General features: G+C 71.8%; 13 protein-coding genes. 11 read left to right on the plus strand and 2 right to left on the minus strand.

Annotation, left to right across the window (positions count from 1 at the left end):
* The first annotated feature begins 68 nt into the window (after positions 1 to 68).
* The 3 genes from ACFXGX_RS06810 to ACFXGX_RS06820 all read left to right on the plus strand — a co-directional run bounded on the left by ACFXGX_RS06810 (position 69) and on the right by ACFXGX_RS06820 (position 3,109).
* Entirely contained in the window at positions 69 to 1,094 is a 1,026-nt protein-coding gene (locus ACFXGX_RS06810) for a FecCD family ABC transporter permease (protein ID WP_384785732.1), read from the plus strand.
* An 85-nt stretch (positions 1,095 to 1,179) separates the two neighbouring features.
* On the plus strand, positions 1,180 to 2,226 hold the full coding sequence (locus ACFXGX_RS06815; protein WP_384785735.1) for a FecCD family ABC transporter permease: 1,047 nt from the start codon (positions 1,180 to 1,182) through the stop codon (positions 2,224 to 2,226).
* A gap of 49 nt (positions 2,227 to 2,275) precedes the next feature.
* Positions 2,276 to 3,109 carry an ABC transporter ATP-binding protein gene (locus ACFXGX_RS06820; RefSeq protein ID WP_384785738.1) on the plus strand — a complete coding sequence of 278 codons (834 nt, stop codon included), beginning with the start codon at positions 2,276 to 2,278 and terminating at the stop codon, positions 3,107 to 3,109.
* On the opposite strand, the gene argB is transcribed toward ACFXGX_RS06820, so the two are convergent.
* Entirely contained in the window at positions 3,048 to 4,082 is a 1,035-nt protein-coding gene (gene argB / locus ACFXGX_RS06825; RefSeq protein ID WP_384785643.1) for an acetylglutamate kinase, read from the minus strand. The genes ACFXGX_RS06820 and argB overlap by 62 nt on opposite strands.
* Positions 4,079 to 5,026, minus strand: coding sequence for a methionyl-tRNA formyltransferase (locus tag ACFXGX_RS06830; protein WP_384785646.1), 948 nt, complete (start codon positions 5,024 to 5,026; stop codon positions 4,079 to 4,081). The genes argB and ACFXGX_RS06830 overlap by 4 nt, the downstream gene beginning before the upstream one ends.
* Before the next feature lie 85 nt (positions 5,027 to 5,111).
* Here ACFXGX_RS06830 and ACFXGX_RS06835 point away from each other — a divergent pair, with 85 nt between their 5' ends.
* The 8 genes from ACFXGX_RS06835 to ACFXGX_RS06870 all read left to right on the plus strand — a co-directional run bounded on the left by ACFXGX_RS06835 (position 5,112) and on the right by ACFXGX_RS06870 (position 17,678).
* Entirely contained in the window at positions 5,112 to 6,458 is a 1,347-nt protein-coding gene (locus ACFXGX_RS06835; RefSeq protein WP_384785649.1) for a lysine N(6)-hydroxylase/L-ornithine N(5)-oxygenase family protein, read from the plus strand.
* A gap of 168 nt (positions 6,459 to 6,626) precedes the next feature.
* Positions 6,627 to 8,321 (plus strand): ABC transporter ATP-binding protein, encoded by a 1,695-nt coding sequence (locus ACFXGX_RS06840; protein ID WP_384785652.1) that lies wholly within the window; start codon positions 6,627 to 6,629, stop codon positions 8,319 to 8,321.
* Entirely contained in the window at positions 8,318 to 10,237 is a 1,920-nt protein-coding gene (locus tag ACFXGX_RS06845) for an ABC transporter ATP-binding protein (protein ID WP_384785655.1), read from the plus strand. Before ACFXGX_RS06840 ends, ACFXGX_RS06845 begins: the two co-directional genes overlap by 4 nt.
* The gene (locus tag ACFXGX_RS06850; protein ID WP_384785658.1) at positions 10,237 to 11,298 is read left to right on the plus strand and encodes an ABC transporter substrate-binding protein; all 1,062 of its coding nucleotides are present in this window, start codon (positions 10,237 to 10,239) and stop codon (positions 11,296 to 11,298) included. The genes ACFXGX_RS06845 and ACFXGX_RS06850 overlap by 1 nt, the downstream gene beginning before the upstream one ends.
* A gap of 125 nt (positions 11,299 to 11,423) precedes the next feature.
* On the plus strand, positions 11,424 to 13,235 hold the full coding sequence (locus ACFXGX_RS06855; protein WP_384785661.1) for a methylmalonyl-CoA mutase family protein: 1,812 nt from the start codon (positions 11,424 to 11,426) through the stop codon (positions 13,233 to 13,235).
* A complete protein-coding gene (gene scpA, locus ACFXGX_RS06860) occupies positions 13,235 to 15,409 on the plus strand; it encodes a methylmalonyl-CoA mutase (RefSeq protein WP_384785664.1) in 2,175 nt (724 codons plus the stop codon). Before ACFXGX_RS06855 ends, scpA begins: the two co-directional genes overlap by 1 nt.
* Positions 15,406 to 16,389, plus strand: a complete 984-nt coding sequence (gene meaB / locus ACFXGX_RS06865; RefSeq protein WP_384785667.1) for a methylmalonyl Co-A mutase-associated GTPase MeaB — start codon at positions 15,406 to 15,408, stop codon at positions 16,387 to 16,389. Before scpA ends, meaB begins: the two co-directional genes overlap by 4 nt.
* A gap of 437 nt (positions 16,390 to 16,826) precedes the next feature.
* Positions 16,827 to 17,678 (plus strand): hypothetical protein, encoded by an 852-nt coding sequence (locus tag ACFXGX_RS06870; RefSeq protein ID WP_384785670.1) that lies wholly within the window; start codon positions 16,827 to 16,829, stop codon positions 17,676 to 17,678.
* Positions 17,679 to 17,805 lie beyond the last annotated feature (127 nt).

The raw sequence follows: 17,805 nt of genomic DNA on the forward strand, positions 1-17,805 counted from the left end.
ATCCCCGATTCGCCCACTACGATTAAGGCCTGCCTAACCTAAGGGAGTTGGCCGTTGGAGACCGCAAGGTGACCGGGGGCAAGCGCGTCCGCCCGGTCGTTCTGGTGACCCTGCTGAGCACGGTCCTGGCCGGGCTCTGCCTGGTGTCCATCGCCGTCGGCGCGGCCGGAATACCGCTCGACGACGTGGTGCGGGCCCTGTTCGGCCACCCGCCGAGCCGGCTCGTCGACAACATCGTCTGGACGGCGCGGGTCCCCCGCACCACGCTCGGCCTCACCGCCGGCGCGGCACTGGGCCTGGCCGGGGCACTCATGCAGGCGCTGACGCGCAATCCGCTCGCCGACCCGGGCGTTCTCGGGGTCAGCGCGGGGGCGTCGTTCGCCATCGTGGTGGCCGTGGGGGTGTTCGGGTTCGGCTCGTTCTACGGCTACGTCTGGTTCGCCTTCGCCGGCGCCCTCGCGGCGAGCGTGCTGGTCTACTTCCTGGGCGGGCTCGGCCGTTCCGGGCTGACGCCGGTCAAACTGGCGCTCGCCGGCATCGCGGTGACCTCGATGCTGTCCTCCCTGACCAGCGCGATCGCGCTCACCGACCCGGACGCCCTGGACCGCTACCGCTTCTGGTCCGCGGGCTCGATGGCCGACCAGGACTCGACCACCGTCCTGCGCATCCTGCCGTTCCTCGCCGTGGGCGCGGTGCTGGCGCTGGCCTGCGCGCCCGCACTCAACAGCCTGGCCCTGGGCGACGACGTGGCCGCCTCGCTCGGGCGCCGGCTGGGTCTGGTCCGCCTCCAGGGCGTCACCGCGATCACCCTGCTCACCGGCGCCGCGGTCGCGGTGATCGGCCCCGTCGTCTTCATCGGACTGGTCGTGCCGCACATCGCCCGGGTGCTGGCCCGCTCGGCGGGCCTCGGCCCGGACCACCGCTGGCTGCTGCCGCTCTCCGCCGTCCTCGCCCCGTGTCTGCTGCTCACCGCCGACATCCTCGGCCGGGTCGTGGCCCGGCCGACCGAGGTCCAGGCCGGCGTGATCGTCGCGTTCATCGGCGGCCCGTTCTTCATCGCCCTGGTCCGCCGCCAGCGCCTGGCGGAGGTGTAGCGTGCCCGATCCCGTGTTCACCGAACCGACCGTGAACTCCACCCCCAACCCGAAGGCGCGCGCCGCCGGTTCGGGCCCGCCGCCGTTGTCGTCCTCCTTCCGCGCCTACCGTCTCGCGGTGCCCCCCGTCTCGGGAATCCTGCGGCCCCGGCTCGTCGCGCTGTGCTCGGTGCTGGGCGTCGGCACCTTCCTGCTGTTCTGCTGGGGCCTGACGATCGGCGACTATCCGATCGGCTTCGCGGACGTCGTACGCGCCCTGGGCTCCTCCGGGGACCCCGGCACCGTGCTGGTCGTCCAGGACCTCCGGCTGCCGCGCGCGCTGGTCGGACTCCTCGCCGGAACGGCGTTCGGCGTCTCGGGCGGGCTGTTCCAGACGATGACCCGCAATCCCCTGGCCAGCCCGGACATGATCGGCCTCACGCAGGGCGCCGGCACCGCCGTGGTCGCCGGCCTCGTGCTCGGCTGGGACGCGGGCCTCGGGACCCAGTCGCTCGGCCTGCTCGGCGCGCTGGCCACCGCCTTCCTCGTGTATCTCCTCGCCTGGCGGCGTGGCACCACCGGGTACCGGATCATCCTGGTCGGCATCGGCGTCTCCTGGATGTGCGCGAGCGCCACCGACTACCTGATGGCCAAGGGCGGGCGCTTCGAGGCGCAGGCCGCCCTCGGCTGGCTGGTGGGCAACCTCAACGGCCGCACCTGGGAGGAGACCCGGCCGCTGGCCGTCGCGCTGGCGGTGCTGCTGCCGGCGGCCCTGCTGCTCGGCCGGCTGCTGCGCACCCTCCAGCTCGGGGACGAGGTCGCCACCGGCCTCGGCACCCGGGTGCAGCTCGTCCGGCTGTCCATCCTGCTCACCGGGGTCGGCCTCATCGCCTTCGCCACCGCGGCGGCCGGCCCCGTCGCCTTCGTCGCGCTGGCCGCCCCGCAGATCGCCCAGCGTCTGGCCCGTACCGCCTGGCCCCCGACCGTCGCCTCCGGGCTCACCGGAGCCCTGGTGGTCCTGGGCAGCGACCTCATCGCCCGCACCCTCGTCTCCGGCACGGAACTCCCGGTCGGCATCGTCACCGGCGTCCTCGGGGCGCCGATCCTGCTCTGGCTGCTCGTCCGCGCCAACCGCGCGGGTTCAGGAGGTTGATCCCATGTCGGCGAATCCCCTGTCGGCGGACGCCCCGCCGGCCGACCGTGTGCCGGGAGCGGGCCCGGACCTGCGGGCCACCGGTCTGCACCTGGCCTACGACAGCCGGACGGTGGTGGACGGCCTGGACCTCGTCGTCCCGCCGGGCCGGATCACCGCGATCGTCGGCGCCAACGCGTGCGGCAAGTCCACGCTGCTGCGCGCCCTCGCCCGGCTGATGACACCCCGTACCGGCACCGTCCAACTGGACGGCAGGGCGCTGCACTCCATGCCGTCACGGGAGCTCGCGCAACGGCTCGGCATCCTGCCGCAGAGTCCCGTCGCACCGGAGGGTCTGACCGTCGTCGACCTGGTCAACCGCGGCCGCTCGCCGCATCAGACCTGGTGGCGGCAGTGGTCGAGGGCGGACGAGCAGGCCGTGCGGGCGGCGCTGGCCGCCACCGGTATGACGGAGCTCGCGGACCGGCCCGTCGACGAACTGTCCGGCGGACAGCGCCAGCGCGCCTGGATCGCCATGGCGGTCGCCCAGGGCACCGAGATCCTGCTCCTCGACGAACCGACGACCTATCTGGACCTGGCGCACCAGATCGACGTGCTGGACCTGATCACCGATCTCAACCGGCGCGAGCACCGGACCGTCGTGATGGTGCTGCACGACCTCAACCAGGCGTGCCGGTACGCCGATCACGTCGTCGCCATGAAGGCCGGGCGGATCGTGGCCGAGGGCCCTCCGGCCGAGGTCATCACCGTCAGGACCGTCGAGGACGTCTTCGATCTGAACTGCGCGATCACCACGGACCCGGTGAGCGACACCCCGCTGGTCATTCCGATGGGACGGCACCACGGCGCGCCCGCCCTGGAGACCGCGGCACGGGCCGACTGAGCGGTCCCCGGCCGCCGTCCGGGCCCGCGCGCCGGGTCCGGGCCCCTTCGAGTCCGGCCGGGTGAAGCGGCGATCGCCGGCCCGGGGTGGAGGACTTCCGCCCGGCGTCCGGCACGATCGTTGTGCCGCGGCCCCCGGCGAGCCCGTGGAGGAGTGCGTGCGGTGCACGGCCGTCGAGGACCCGGGCCGTGGCCACTCCCCTGCGGACGGCCCGCAGACACGCCTCCATCTTGGGCACCATGCCGCCGTCGAGCCGGGGCAGCAGCGACTCCAGCTCGGCGACGGTGACACGGTCGACGACTTGGTCGCCGTCCGGCCAGTTCGCGTACAGGCCCGGCACATCGGTCAGGACGACCAGCGCGTGCGCTCCGAGTGCGGCGGCCACCGCCCCGGCCGCGGTGTCCGCGTTGACGTTGTAGACCTGACCGTCCTCACCACGGCCCACGGAGGACACCACGGGAATATGACGACGCCCCAGCAATAGTGTCAGGACGGCCGTGTTGACACCGACCACGTCTCCGACCAGTCCGATGTCCACACGCTCGCCGCCCACTTCGGCGAACCGTTTCACGGCGGTGAGCGTACGCGCGTCCTCGCCGCTGAGCCCGACGGCGTACGCGCCCCGCTCGTTGAGCAGTCCGACCAGCTCCTTCTGGACCTGCCCGGAGAGCACCATCCGCACCACGTCCATGGTCTCCGGCGTGGTGACCCGGAGCCCGCCCAGGAAGGCGGACTCGATGCCCAGCCGGTCCAGATGGGCGCCGATCTGCGGTCCGCCGCCGTGCACCACGACCACCCTGACCCCGCCCCGCCGCAGGGCGAGGACGTCCTGGGCGAAGGCCCGCCGCAGCGGCGGGTCCGCCATCGCGTGGCCGCCGTACTTGACGACGACCGTGCGGCCGCGCAGCCGCTCGACCGGGACAAGCGGGGCGAGCGGGGCGAGCGGGGCGGCGAGGCCGAGCGGAGCGCTCACGGACGGGCCGTGAGGTAGCCGCCCATGGTCCGGAAGTAGTCGGTGGCCGCGTGCTCGGCTCCGTCCTCGGTGCGCACCCGCCGGACCAGCAGCCCGGGCAGCCGGCCGTTCCTGGCCTGCGCTCCGGCCACGACGACGATCCCGTCGTCCTCGCGGATGAAGATCCGCCCCGGCGTACCGCCGTAGCGCCCGCGGGACACGGCGGCGTCGACGACGCGGATCCGCTCGCCGCGATGGTGGGTGAAGGCGTTCGGGTACGGGTCCGACTGGGCGCGCACCAGGCGCTCCAGGTCCTCGGCCGGCCACGTCCAGTCGATACGGCTGTCCTCGGCGGAGCGCTTGTGGAAGAAGCTCGCCCTGCCGCGGTCCTGGGGTATCCAGCGGGCCCGGCCGGAGGCGATCAGGCCGAGGGACTCGGTCATGACCGGCGTGATCAGGTCCACGGTGCGGTGGAAGAGGTCGGTGACCGTGTCGGTCGCGCCGACCGGGACCGCGCGCTGCAACAGGATGTCCCCGGCGTCCAGTTCGGCGTTCATGCGGTGCGCCGTGACACCGACCTCGCGCTCGCCGTTGATCAGCGCCCAGATGAGGGGCGAGAAGCCCGCGTAGGCCGGCAGCAGCGAGTCGTGAATGTTGAGTGTGCCGTGCGGGGGGAGGTCGAAGACCTCCGGGGGAAGCACGGTGCGCCAGTTGTTGGCGACGATGATGTCCGGCGCCGCTTCCCGCAGCGCGGCGAGGAGTTCGGGGTCGTCGGGCCGGTTGCGCAGCAGCACCGGGATGCCGTGCTTGTCGGCGAGGTCGGCCACGGAGTCGTCCCAGATCTTTTCGTAGGCGTGCTCGCTCTTGGGATGGGTGACCGCCAGCACCACCTGGTGGCCGGACTCCAGCAGGGCCTGGAGCGTGCGATGCCCCCAGGTCTGGTAGCCGAACATGACGACCCGCATAGTCGATCCTCTCTTGGAGACCACCATTGCAAGGTAAGGCTAACCTTATTTACCATCAGGGGCGCCCAAGGGAAGGGAAGTTGCGGTGAACGCACTGCACGACGAACCGGACGCCATACACGACGTACTCGGGATCGGTTTCGGCCCGTCAAATCTCGCACTGGCCATCGCCATCGAGGAACACAACGCCCAGGCACCGGCCGAGGACCGGATCCGCGCGGAGTTTCTGGAGCGTCAGCCCTCCTTCGGCTGGCACCGCGGCATGCTGATCGACGACGCCACGATGCAGGTCTCCTTCCTCAAGGACCTGGCCACGATGCGCAACCCCACCAGCGACTTCACCTTCCTGTGCTTCCTGCGGGAGCGGGGCAGGCTGGTCGACTTCCTCAACGCGAAGACGCTCTTCCCGCTGCGGATCGAGTTCCACGAATACTTCGTCTGGGCCGCGGCCCGGCTCTCGCATCTCGTCCGCTACGACTCCGAGGTCGTCGCCGTCGAACCGGTGACCTCCGAGGACGGCGAGGTCCGCTGGTTCGACGTGACCAGCCGGGTGCCCGGCGCCCCGGAGCGCACCATCACCCGGCGAGCCCGCAACCTGTCGGTGGCGGTCGGCCTGGAACCGCATCTGCCGCCGGACACGACGCTCTCCGACCGCGTCTGGCACAACAGTGAACTGGTCCCCCGGGTGGCCGGGTTGGCCGGCTCCGGCGCTCCCGTCGAGCGGATCCTCGTCCTCGGCGCGGGCCAGAGCGGGGCCGAGGCGGTCGACTACCTGCACCGGTCCTTCCCCGCGGCGGAGATCTGCGCGGTCTTCGCGAAGTACGGCTACACACCGGCCGACGACAGCCCGTTCGCCAACCGGATCTTCGACCCCGAGGCGGTCGACGTGTACTTCCGGTCCACGCCCGAGGTGAAGCAGTCCCTGGTGGACTACCACCGCGGCACCAACTACTCCGTGGTCGACATGGACCTCATCGAGTCGCTGTACGCCACCATGTACCGCGAGAAGGTGCTGGGCAAGGAGCGCCTGCGCCTGCACAACGTCTCGCGCATCCGTGACGTGCGGGCCGAGGACGACCTGCTCGACGTCACGGTGGAGTACCTCCCCACCGGCGAACGGGAGACCATCTCCTGCGATCTGCTCGTCCACGCGACCGGCTACCGTCCCCGGGACCTCGACACGCTGCTGGGCCGGGCCGGGAAACTCTGTCTGCGCGACGACAAGGACTCGCTGCTCGTCGGCCGCGACCACCGGGTGGAGTTCTCACCCGAGGTGACGGCGGGCATCTACGTGCAGGGCGCGACCGAGCACACGCACGGCCTCACTTCGACCCTGCTCTCCACCACCGCCGTCCGCTCCGGGGAGATCCTCGATTCCCTGCTCACCCACCGCGCGGCGGAGACGGTCCCGGCGACCGACTGCTCCGCCTGAACTCAGTTCTGCCGTACGACAGTTGACCCCGGACAGGCCGACGCACCCCGGTACGCCGACCTGTCCGGCGCCACCGAGAAACCATCCGTGTCTCCACGGCGTATCTCGCCGCAACTTAAGGTAGCCTCACCTAAGTTTCCGTCGTCCGTCCTTCCCGGAGGGGTATGGATGAGTGCCGCACATCCGTCGGGGCGCAGCGTCCTGAGAGGCTCGGTCGAGGGACAGCGCGCACGCGTGGCGCTCGGCACGCTCCTCGCCTCCGGGCACCAGATCGGCGAGGCCCTCGTCCCCACCCTCATCGGCGTCGTCATAGACCGAGCCGTCACGGGATCCGACTCCGGCGCGCTCGTGCTGTGGCTCGCGGTCCTCGCGGCCGTCTACGCCGGACTGGCCCTCAGCTTCCGGATCGGCGCCCGGTCCGGTGAACTGGCCGCGGTCCGGGCCGAACACACCCTTCGGGTCACCCTCGTACGGCGGGTCCTGAGCCCGGGGGGCGGGACCGAGGAGGGCAGGCTGCCCGGCGCTCTGGCCAGCATCGCGACCGAGGACGCCAAACGCGTCGGCGCGGTCAACCTGGCGCTGACGCTGGGCTTCTCCTCGCTCGTCGGCATCGCCACCTGCGCGGTCGTCCTGCTGAGCACCTCGGTCGCCCTGGGGCTGGTCGTCCTCGTGGGCACCCCGGTCCTGCTGTGGCTCGGGCACCTGCTGAGCAAGCCGCTGGAATCACGCAGCGAGGCCGAGCAGGACCGGGCGGCGCACGCCTCGGCCATCGCCGCGGACCTGGTCACCGGACTGCGGATCCTCAAGGGCATCGGGGGCGAGCCGGCCGCCATCGAGCGCTACCGCGCCACCAGCCGCGACTCGCTGCGCGCCACCCTGCGCGCGGCCCGGGCACAGGCCTTCCAGAGCGGCATGGTGCTCGCGCTGACCGGCTGCCTGATCGCCGCGGTCGCCCTGGTCGGCGGTCGGCTGGCCGCCCAAGGAAGCATCAGTCTGGGCCAGTTGGTGTCGGCGGTCGGGCTCGCCCTCTTCCTCGTCGGCCCACTGGAGGTGCTCGCCTGGGTCAACGCCGAACTCGCCCAGGGCCGGGCCTCGGCCACCCGGATCGCGGAGGTGCTGGCCACCGCGCCCGCCGTCAGCGCGGGCGGCAGCCCCCTGCCCCAGCCGGTACGGGGCGCCGTACGACTCGCCGGTCTCCGCCACGGCGGACTGCACGACGTCGACCTCGACGTCGCCCCCGGCGAACTGGTCGGCGTGGTGACGACCGACCCGGCGCACGCCGCCGACCTGCTGCGCTGTCTGAGCCGCCGCAGCGACCCCGACGCGGGATCGGTCGAGCTGGACGGGGTGCCCCTGCGCGACCTGGACCCGGCCGAGATCCGTACGGCGATCCTCGTGGCCGAGCACGACGCCGACCTCTTCGAGGGCACGATCCTCGGCAACGTCACGGCCGCCGCTCCCGGGACGATCGCTCCCGAGGCGGCGATGACGGCGGCCGGGGTGACCCAGGTGTCCGAGACCCTGCCCGACGGCGAGCACACGGCGGTCAGCGAACGGGGCCGGTCGCTGTCCGGCGGGCAGCGCCAACGGGTCGCCCTGGCGCGCGCGTTGGCGGCCGACCGGCCCGTCCTCGTGGTCCACGAGCCCACCACGGCGGTCGACACGGTCACCGAGGCCCGCATCGCCTCGGGCATCCGTGAACTCCGCAAGGGCCGCACCACGTTGCTCGTGACAACGAGCCCCGCGCTGCTCTCGGTCACCGACCGGGTGCTGCTCATCCACGAAGGCCGGGTCACGGACACGGCCCCGCACGCCGACCTGGTGCGCCGCCACGAGATCTACCGCTCGGCGGTGCTGGCATGAGCGCCGACCCGGCGACCGTGACCGGCGAGACCACGGCCGCTCGCGAACTCCTGCCCACGGCGACCCCGGCCAGGACGCGGGCCGCCCTGCGCGAGCTGGTCCGCCCCCACCGCCGTACGGCTCTCGCCTGCTTCGCCACGATGGTCGCCGCCACCGCCGTGGGACTCCTCGTCCAGCCGCTGCTGGGGCACATGGTGGACCTCGTCGCCGGCCACCGGCCGCCCGGCGATCTCACCCTGCCCGCCGTCCTATTGGTCGTGGTGGCGCTGGTGCAGGGCGGCACGACGGCGCTCGGGCTGTCCCTGGTGTCGCAGCTCGGCGAGAGCGTCCTCGCGCGGCTGCGCGAGCGGTTCGTGGACCGGGCGCTGCGACTGCCGCTGGAACAGGTCGAGAAGGCGGGCACCGGAGACCTCAGCGCTCGCGTCACCCGGGATGTCGCACGGGTCGGCGAGGCGGTCCGTTCGGCCCTGCCCGAGCTGGTCCGCTCGGTCCTCGCCATCGTGCTCACGCTCGTCGCGATGGCGGCGCTGGACTGGCGTTTCCTGCTCGCCGCCCTGATCGCCGTCCCCGTACAGGCGCACACCGCGCGCTGGTACGTCCGCAACGCCGTACCCCTGTACGCCCGCGAGCGGATCGCCACCGGGGCCCAGCAGCAGCAGTTGCTGGACACCATCGCGGGTGCCGGCACCGTACGGGCGTACCGCCTGGAGGAGCAGCACACCGCGCACGTCACCGAACGCTCCTCGGCGTCCGTGGGCATGACGATGCGCGGGGTCGAGCTGGTGCTGCGGTTCTACAACCGGCTGCACGTCGCCGAGTACACCGGCCTCGCCGCCGTGCTGGTCACCGGGTTCTTCCTGGTGCGTGCCGGTTCGGTGAGCATCGGCACGGCCACCGCCGCCGCCCTCTACTTCCACAGCCTCTTCTCGCCGGTCAACTCGGCCCTCGTCCTCCTCGACGACGCCCAGACGGCCACGGCGGCGCTCAACCGGCTGGTCGGCGTCACGGACGGCCCCGCCGACGGACCGGCACCGGCCGCCGACTCCGACTCCGGTGCAGGCACCGGCACCACCGACCCGACCGACCCTGACACCGGTTTCGCCGACAGGAACACCGGCAGCGAACCAGCCACCCCGGACAACGATCCGTCCGGCGCGGTCGCCGTGGTCGGTGTCCACCACTCCTACGAGCCGGGCCGGCCGGTGCTGCGGGACGTGCACCTCACGCTGCGGCCCGGGGAACGGGTGGCCCTGGTCGGTCCGAGCGGCGCGGGCAAGACCACCCTGGCCAAGCTCATCGCCGGTGTGCACCGGCCGGACGCCGGCTCCGTCCACCTGCCCGGCACGAGGGCGACCGGCGGACCGTCCGTCGCCCTGGTCACCCAGGAGACGCACGTCTTCGCCGGGCCGCTCGCCGCGGACCTGCGGCTGGCCCGGGACACGGCCGGCGACGACGAACTGCGCGCCGCGCTCGCCACCGTCGACGCGCTCGACTGGGTCGAGGCCCTGCCCGACGGACTCGCCACCGTCGTGGGCGAGGGCGGCCACCGGCTCACCCCCGCCCAGGTCCAGCAACTCGCCCTGGCCCGTCTGGTGCTGGCCGATCCGCCGGTGGCCGTCCTCGACGAGGCGACGGCCGAGGCCGGCAGTACCGGCGCCCGGCTGCTGGAGAGGGCCGCGGCCCGGGCGATCGAGGGGCGCACGGCCCTCGTCGTCGCCCACCGCCTCACCCAGGCCGCCGCCGCGGACCGGATCGTCGTCATGGAGGACGGCCGGATCGTGGAGAGCGGCCGTCACGACGAACTGTGCGCGGCGGACGGGACCTACGCCTCCCTCTGGCAGGCCTGGTCCGGCACGCGGGCGCACGCCGACCACCCCCCGCACACCGACACCGCTCCGACACCGAAGGACCACTGATGCCCGGCTCTTTGAGAGGCACACGGCTCGCCGCGGCCCTCGCCTCCGTCCTCATGCTCTTCAGCACCGTCGCGGCCTGCGGCTCCTCGGGGAGCACCGACGACGCCGGTTCCGCGAAGCCCGCGGCCTCGGGCAAGGCGTGGCCCGTCACCATCGCGCACAAGTACGGCAGTACGACCATCACGTCCGAGCCCCGGCGGATCGTCACGGTGGGCCTCACCGACCAGGACGCCGTACTCGCCCTCGGCAAGGTGCCCGTCGGTACCACCGAATGGCTCGGCGGCTACAAGGGAGCCATCGGCCCCTGGGCCGCCGGCAAGGCGGTCGGCGCCACGACCCCGACCGTGCTGAAGGACACCGGCACAGGCCCGCAGACGGAGAAGATCGCGGCGCTGCGCCCCGACCTGATCCTCGCCGTCTACGGCGGCCTCACCAAGGCGCAGTACACGACCCTGTCCAAGTTCGCCCCCGTGGTGGCCCAGCCGAAGGAGTACAACGACTTCGGCGTGCCGTGGCAGAAGCAGACCGAGATCATCGGGAAGGCGCTCGGCCAGGAGTCGAAGGCCAGGTCGCTGGTCTCCGGCGTCGAGGCCGACATCAAGGCCGCCGCCGCGAAGAACCCCGCGTTCGCCAAGTCCAGTGCCGTCATGGCCACCCCGTACGAGGGCATCTTCGTCTTCGGCAGCCAGGACCCCCGTTCCCGTCTGCTCACCGGCCTCGGCTTCAGCCTTCCGGCCGACCTCGACAAGGTCATCGGTGACGAGTTCGGCGCCAACATCAGCAAGGAGCGCACCGACCTGCTGGACACCGGCGCGATCGTGTGGATCGTCTCGGACACCGCCAAGGACGAGGCCAAGCTGCACAAGGACGCCCTCTACGCGGACCTGAAGGTCGCGCGGCAGAGCCGCGAGGTCTACATCAAGGAGACCAGCGACTACGGCAACGCGGTGTCCTTCGTCAGCGTGCTGAGCCTGCCGTACATGCTCGACCGTCTGGTGCCGCAGCTCGCCGCCGCCGTCGACGGCGACCCCGCGACGAAGGTGCCCGCCCCGGCGGCCTGACGACCGTTTCCGGCGGGCCGCACATGTCCGCCGGACGGCTGAGATCTGGATCACCGACAGCAAGAGGTCAAGGTCACAGCCTGGGCCTCTGCTGTCGCCCTAGTGCTCTGACCTAGCATCCGAGCATGACAGTCCTGCCCAACGACGGGCTCGCGCTGGCCGCCGAGTTCCCTTCCGCGACCCATGACCAGTGGCAGCTCCTGGTAGAAGGTGTGCTGCGCAAATCGGGCAAGGAGGTCTCGGGCGCGGCCGCCGAGGACGCGCTGTCCACCTCGCTCGAGGACGGTCTCGCCACCAGGCCCCTGTACACCGCGCGCGACTCGGCCGCCGACGCCGGTTTCCCCGGCTTCGCCCCCTTCGTCCGGGGCGGCAGGCCCGAGGGCAACACCGTGGGCGGCTGGGACGTACGGCAGCGCCACACGGCGGCGGACAACGCCCTGGTCCTCGGCGACCTGGAGAACGGCGTCACCTCTCTGTGGCTCACGGTCGGCGAGGGCGGCGTTCCGGTCTCCTCGCTCGAAGCGGTCCTGGACGGCGTCTACCTCGATCTGGCGCCCGTCGTCCTCGACGCGGGTCATGACGTCGAGGCGGCGGCCCAGGAGTTGCTGCGGCTGTACGCGGCGCGAGGCGTCGCACCGGGTGCCGCGCGCGGCAACCTCGGCGCGGACCCGCTCGGCCACGAGGCCCGTACGGGAACGGCGATGGACTTCGCCCCGGTCGTCCCGCTCGCCCTGCGGTGCGCCGACGCGTACCCCGGACTGCGGGCACTGACCGTCGACGCGCTCCCGTACCACGAGGCGGGCGGCTCGGCCGCGCAGGAGCTGGGCGCCTCGCTGGCGACCGGCGTCGCCTATCTGCGCGAGCTGACCGAGGCGGGCCTGTCGGTCGAACAGGCCTGTGCGCAGCTGGAGTTCCGGTACGCGGCGACCGCCGACCAGTTCCTGACGATCGCCAAGCTGCGGGCGGCGCGCAGGCTGTGGGCGCGGGTCGCCGAGGTGTGCGGGGCGCCGGGCGCGGGTGCGCAGACGCAGCACGCCGTGACCTCGCCGGTGATGATGTCGCGCCGCGACCCGTGGGTGAACATGCTGCGCGCGACCATCGCGACGCTCGCGGCCGGCGTGGGCGGCGCCGAGTCCGTCACCGTCCTGCCCTTCGACCACGCTCTCGGTCTGCCGGACGCGTTCGCGCGGCGCATCGCCCGCAACACCTCGACGATCCTCATCGAGGAGTCGCATCTGTCCCGGGTGATCGACCCGGCGGGCGGCTCCTGGTACGTGGAGAAGCTGACCGACGAACTCGCCCACGCGGGCTGGGAGTTCTTCCAGGGAATCGAGCGGGACGGCGGCCAGGCCGCGGTCCTGCGCTCGGGCCGGCTGGCGCGCGACCTGGCGGAGACCTGGGCGGCCCGCTCGGTGAAGCTCGCCAAGCGGCGCGAACCGATCACCGGCGTCAGCGAGTTCCCGCACCTGGCGGAGCGCCCGGTGGAGCGCGAGCCCGCTCCCGAGGCACCCTCCGGGGGCCTGCCGCAGGTGCGGCGCGACGAGGCGTACGAGACGCTGCGGGCCCGCTCCGACGCGCATCTCGCCGCCACCGGGGCCCGCCCCCGGATCTATCTCGCCACGATCGGCCCGGCCGCCGCGCACACCGCGCGGAGCACCTTCGTCGCCAACCTGTTCCAGGCCGGCGGCATCGAGCCCGTCACGGACGGCTCGTTCGAGGACAGCGGGGCCACCGAGGCCGTCCTGTGCTCCAGCGACGCGCTCTACGAGGAGCGGGCCGCGAGCACGGCCGAAGCCCTCGCCGCGGCCGGGGCCCGGCACGTCTTCCTGGCGGGCCGCCCCGCGGACCACGCCGGTGTCGACTCCTATGTCTTCGCGGGCTGCGACGCCGTCGCCGTCCTCTCCGCCACCCTCGACCGCATGGGAGTGTCCTCCTGATGGGAATCCCCGACTTCTCCGGGATCGACCTGGGGACGCCCACCGCCGAAGGCGGCGCCGACGAGTGGAAGGCCGCCGCCGGCAAGGCCACGGGCGCCGGTGACACGTTCTGGGAGACCCCGGAGGGCATCGCGGTCAAGCCGCTGTACACCGGCCGTGACGTGGAGGGCCTCGACTTCCTGGACACGTATCCGGGCATGGCCCCGTATCTGCGCGGACCGTACCCGACGATGTACGTCAACCAGCCGTGGACGATCCGCCAGTACGCGGGCTTCTCCACGGCCGAGGAGTCCAACGCCTTCTACCGCCGCAATCTCGCCGCGGGCCAGAAGGGCCTGTCGATCGCCTTCGACCTGCCCACGCACCGCGGTTACGACAGCGACCACCCCCGGGTGACGGGCGACGTCGGCATGGCGGGCGTGGCCATCGACTCCATCTACGACATGCGTCAGCTCTTCGACGGCATCCCGCTGGACAAGATGACCGTGTCGATGACGATGAACGGCGCCGTGCTGCCGGTGCTGGCGCTCTACATCGTGGCGGCGGAGGAGCAGGGCGTACCGCCCGAGAAGCTGGCCGGAACCATTCAGAACGACATTCTGAAGGAGTTCATGGTCCGCAACACCTACATCTATCCGCCGAAGCCGTCGATGCGGATCATCTCCGACATCTTCGCGTACACCTCGCAGCGGATGCCGCGCTACAACTCCATCTCCATCTCCGGGTACCACATCCAGGAGGCGGGCGCGACGGCCGACCTGGAACTGGCGTACACCCTCGCGGACGGTGTGGAGTACATCCGGGCGGGCCGCGAGGCGGGCCTGGACGTGGACGCGTTCGCGCCGCGGCTCTCGTTCTTCTGGGCGATCGGCATGAACTTCTTCATGGAGATCGCCAAGATGCGGGCGGCGCGCCTGCTGTGGGCCAAGATGGTCCGGCAGTTCGACCCGAAGAACTCCAAGTCCCTTTCCCTGCGCACCCATTCGCAGACGTCCGGCTGGTCGCTGACCGCTCAGGACGTGTTCAACAACGTGACGCGTACGTGCGTGGAGGCCATGGCGGCCACCCAGGGCCACACCCAGTCGCTGCACACCAACGCGCTGGACGAGGCGCTCGCCCTGCCCACCGACTTCTCCGCGCGGATCGCCCGCAACACCCAGCTCCTGATCCAGCAGGAGTCCGGTACGACCCGGGCCATCGACCCCTGGGGCGGCAGCGCGTACGTGGAGAAGCTGACGTACGACCTCGCCCGCCGGGCCTGGCAGCACATCGAGGAGGTCGAGGCGGCGGGCGGCATGGCGCAGGCCATCGACGCCGGCATCCCGAAGCTCCGGATCGAGGAGGCGGCGGCCCGCACCCAGGCCCGCATCGACTCCGGCCGCCAGCCGGTCATCGGCGTCAACAAGTACCGGGTGGAGACCGACGAGCAGATCGACGTCCTCAAGGTCGACAACTCCTCCGTGCGCACGCAGCAGATCGAGAAGCTGCGCCGGCTGCGCGCCGAGCGCGACGACCGGGAGGTCCAGGACGCGCTGGAGGATCTGACGCGGGCGGCGGGCGGCGAGGGCAACCTGCTGGAGCTGGCGGTGCGCGCGGCCCGTGCGAAGGCCACCGTCGGTGAGATCTCGGACGCCCTGGAGAAGGTGTACGGGCGGCACGCGGGCCAGATCCGTACGATCTCCGGGGTGTACCGCAACGAGGCAGGGGAGTCGCCGTCCGTGGACCGCACCCGGACGCTGGTGGACGCGTTCGAGGAGGCCGAGGGCCGGCGCCCGCGCATCCTGGTCGCCAAGATGGGTCAGGACGGTCACGACCGCGGCCAGAAGGTGATCGCGACCGCCTTCGCCGACCTGGGCTTCGACGTCGACGTCGGCCCGCTGTTCCAGACGCCGGGTGAGGTCGCCCGTCAGGCGGTGGAGGCGGACGTGCACATCGTGGGCGTCTCGTCGCTGGCCGCCGGGCACCTCACCCTCGTACCGGCGCTGCGCGAGGAACTGGCGGCGGAGGGCCGGGAGGACATCATGATCGTGGTCGGCGGGGTGATCCCGCCGCAGGACGTGCCGACGCTGCTGGAGATGGGCGCCGCGGCGGTCTTCCCGCCCGGGACGGTGATCCCGGACGCGGCGTACGACCTCGTCCAGCGGCTCTCTGCCGACCTCGGGCACGACCTGTGATCCAACTCGACACCTACGTCAAGGGTGTGCTCGACGGGAAGCGGGCGCTGGTCGCCCGCGCCATCACGCTCGTCGAGTCCACCCGGCCCCAGCACCGGGCGCTGGCACAGGAGTTGCTGACCGAACTGCTCCCGTACAGCGGGAAGGCCCGGCGGATCGGCGTCAGCGGGGTGCCGGGCGTGGGAAAGTCGACGTTCATCGACGCGTTCGGCACGATGCTGACCTCGCTCGGGTTCCGGGTCGCGGTCCTCGCCGTCGACCCGTCCTCCAGCCGTACGGGCGGCTCGATCCTCGGTGACAAGACCCGTATGGAGCGTCTGGCCGTGGACCCGGCCGCGTTCATCCGCCCCTCCCCCACCGCCGGCACGCTCGGCGGGGTGGCGAAGGCCACCCGTGAGTCGATCGTGGTGATGGAGGCGGCCGGCTACGACGTGGTGCTGGTGGAGACCGTCGGCGTCGGCCAGTCCGAGACGGCGGTCGCGAACATGGTCGACTCCTTCCTGCTGTTGACGCTGGCGCGCACCGGCGACCAGTTGCAGGGCATCAAGAAGGGGGTCCTGGAGCTGGCCGACGTGATCGCGGTCAACAAGGCGGACGGCCCGCACGAGCGTGAAGCGCAGTCCGCCGCGCGTGAACTGGCCGGCGCGCTGCGGCTGATGCACGGCAAGGACGCCGTCTGGACGCCGCCGGTGCTGAGTTGCAGCGCCCGTGAGTCGGCTGGTCTGGACACTCTCTGGGACCGTCTGGAGCAGCACCGGGTGCTGCTCGACTCGACCGGCCGCCTCGCCGAGAAGCGCCGTGACCAGCAGGTGGACTGGACCTGGACGATGGTCCGGGACGAGCTGCTCGGCCGCCTGCACGCCGATCAGGCCGTACGGGCCGTCGCCCCCGGCCTCGAACGACAGGTTCGGGAGGGCGGGTTGACGGCCACCCTCGCGGCGGAGCGCATTCTCAGGGTGTTCGGCGGCGAAGGCCGCTGACTTGGACGGCGGTGGCGGGGCAGGTCGGAGCCCGGTCACCGCTCAGACCCGCGGTCGCGGGCCGGGCACCGGACCGGTGCTCCGGCCCCGTCCGCCGCGGCGCCGGGTGATCGCGCGAACGGTCCCCCGAGACCAACCCTGCCCATCGGGCCGCACCGCACGTCATGAACACGGCCCGCCCGGCCGCCGTACACAGGAGCACCGGAAACCTTCCGGTGCTCCCACTCTTTCGCCTTCCGGCGTTTCCCCCGCGGATCTTCGAGCCGGACGGGCGTTGCTGTCAGGCGAGGTGCGGACGGTGCCGAGAACCAGAGTGGGATCAGCGCGGGCGCGGTACGTCAATACGCATGCCGCGCACGTTCAGGACGCGTTCAGGTTGACCTTGTCAAGGTTCAACAGAGATCGAATCCCCCACACACCGCAGGAGCACCCCTTTGATGACGAAGTCCGTGATGAAGAAGCTGCCAGAGGTGACTCTGGCGTTCTGGATCATGAAGATCGCCGCGACGACCCTGGGTGAGACGGCGGGCGACCTGTTCGCCCAGACCCTCAGGCTCGGCTACTTCGTGACCACGATCATCCTGTTCCTGCTCTTCGTCGTGACGCTGGTCGTCCAGCTCAGGTCCCGCCGGTACAACCCGTTCTTCTACTGGACCGTGATCCTGTCGACCAGCATGGCCGGCACCACGATGTCCGACTTCATGAACCGCGACGCCAGTGCCAAGTACCTATCGGGCGGCGCCACGTCGCTCGGCTGGGGCCCACAGGGCCTCGGTCTGGGGTATCCCGAAGGCGCGGCCATCCTGGTCTCGCTCCTCCTGGCGATCTTCCTCGCCTGGAAACTGAGCGGGATGACCTTCCAGATCCGAGACATCGTCACCTTCCGTGGTGAGGCTCTCTTCTGGTCGGCGATCCTCGTCTCCAACACGCTCGGTACGTCGATGGGCGACTTCCTCTCCGACAGCTCCGGCCTCGGCTACCTGGGCGGGGCGCTCCTCGTCACGGGGCTGCTGGCGGTGCTCGTCGCGCTGATGAAGGTTCCAGCGGTGTCGAACGTCCTGCTGTTCTGGATCGCCTTCGTCCTCACCCGCCCGCTCGGCGCCACCGCCGGTGACTTCCTCACCAAGCCGATCGCCAAGGGGGGACTCGACCTCGGCACCGCTGGCTCGTCGGCCGTACTGCTCGTTGTCCTGTTCGGCCTCATGGCCTACGCCCACGTCCAGGAACGCCGCGACGCCGAACCCGGCCCGGAGGCGGAGGCGGTCCGACAGGAAGCCGGCCGTCGGTGAGTTCGGCCTCGGGCATGTCTCCACAGCCCTGACGTGGGAGAGCCCCTCGAATGGCTTCGAGGGGGGGGGCCCCCCCCCCCGCGGCTCACCGGGCCGGGGGGACCCCATCGCCGCCCGGCGCGGGCGC

The organism is Streptomyces sp. NPDC059371, from assembly GCF_042751995.1.
Lineage (GTDB): Bacteria > Actinomycetota > Actinomycetes > Streptomycetales > Streptomycetaceae > Streptomyces.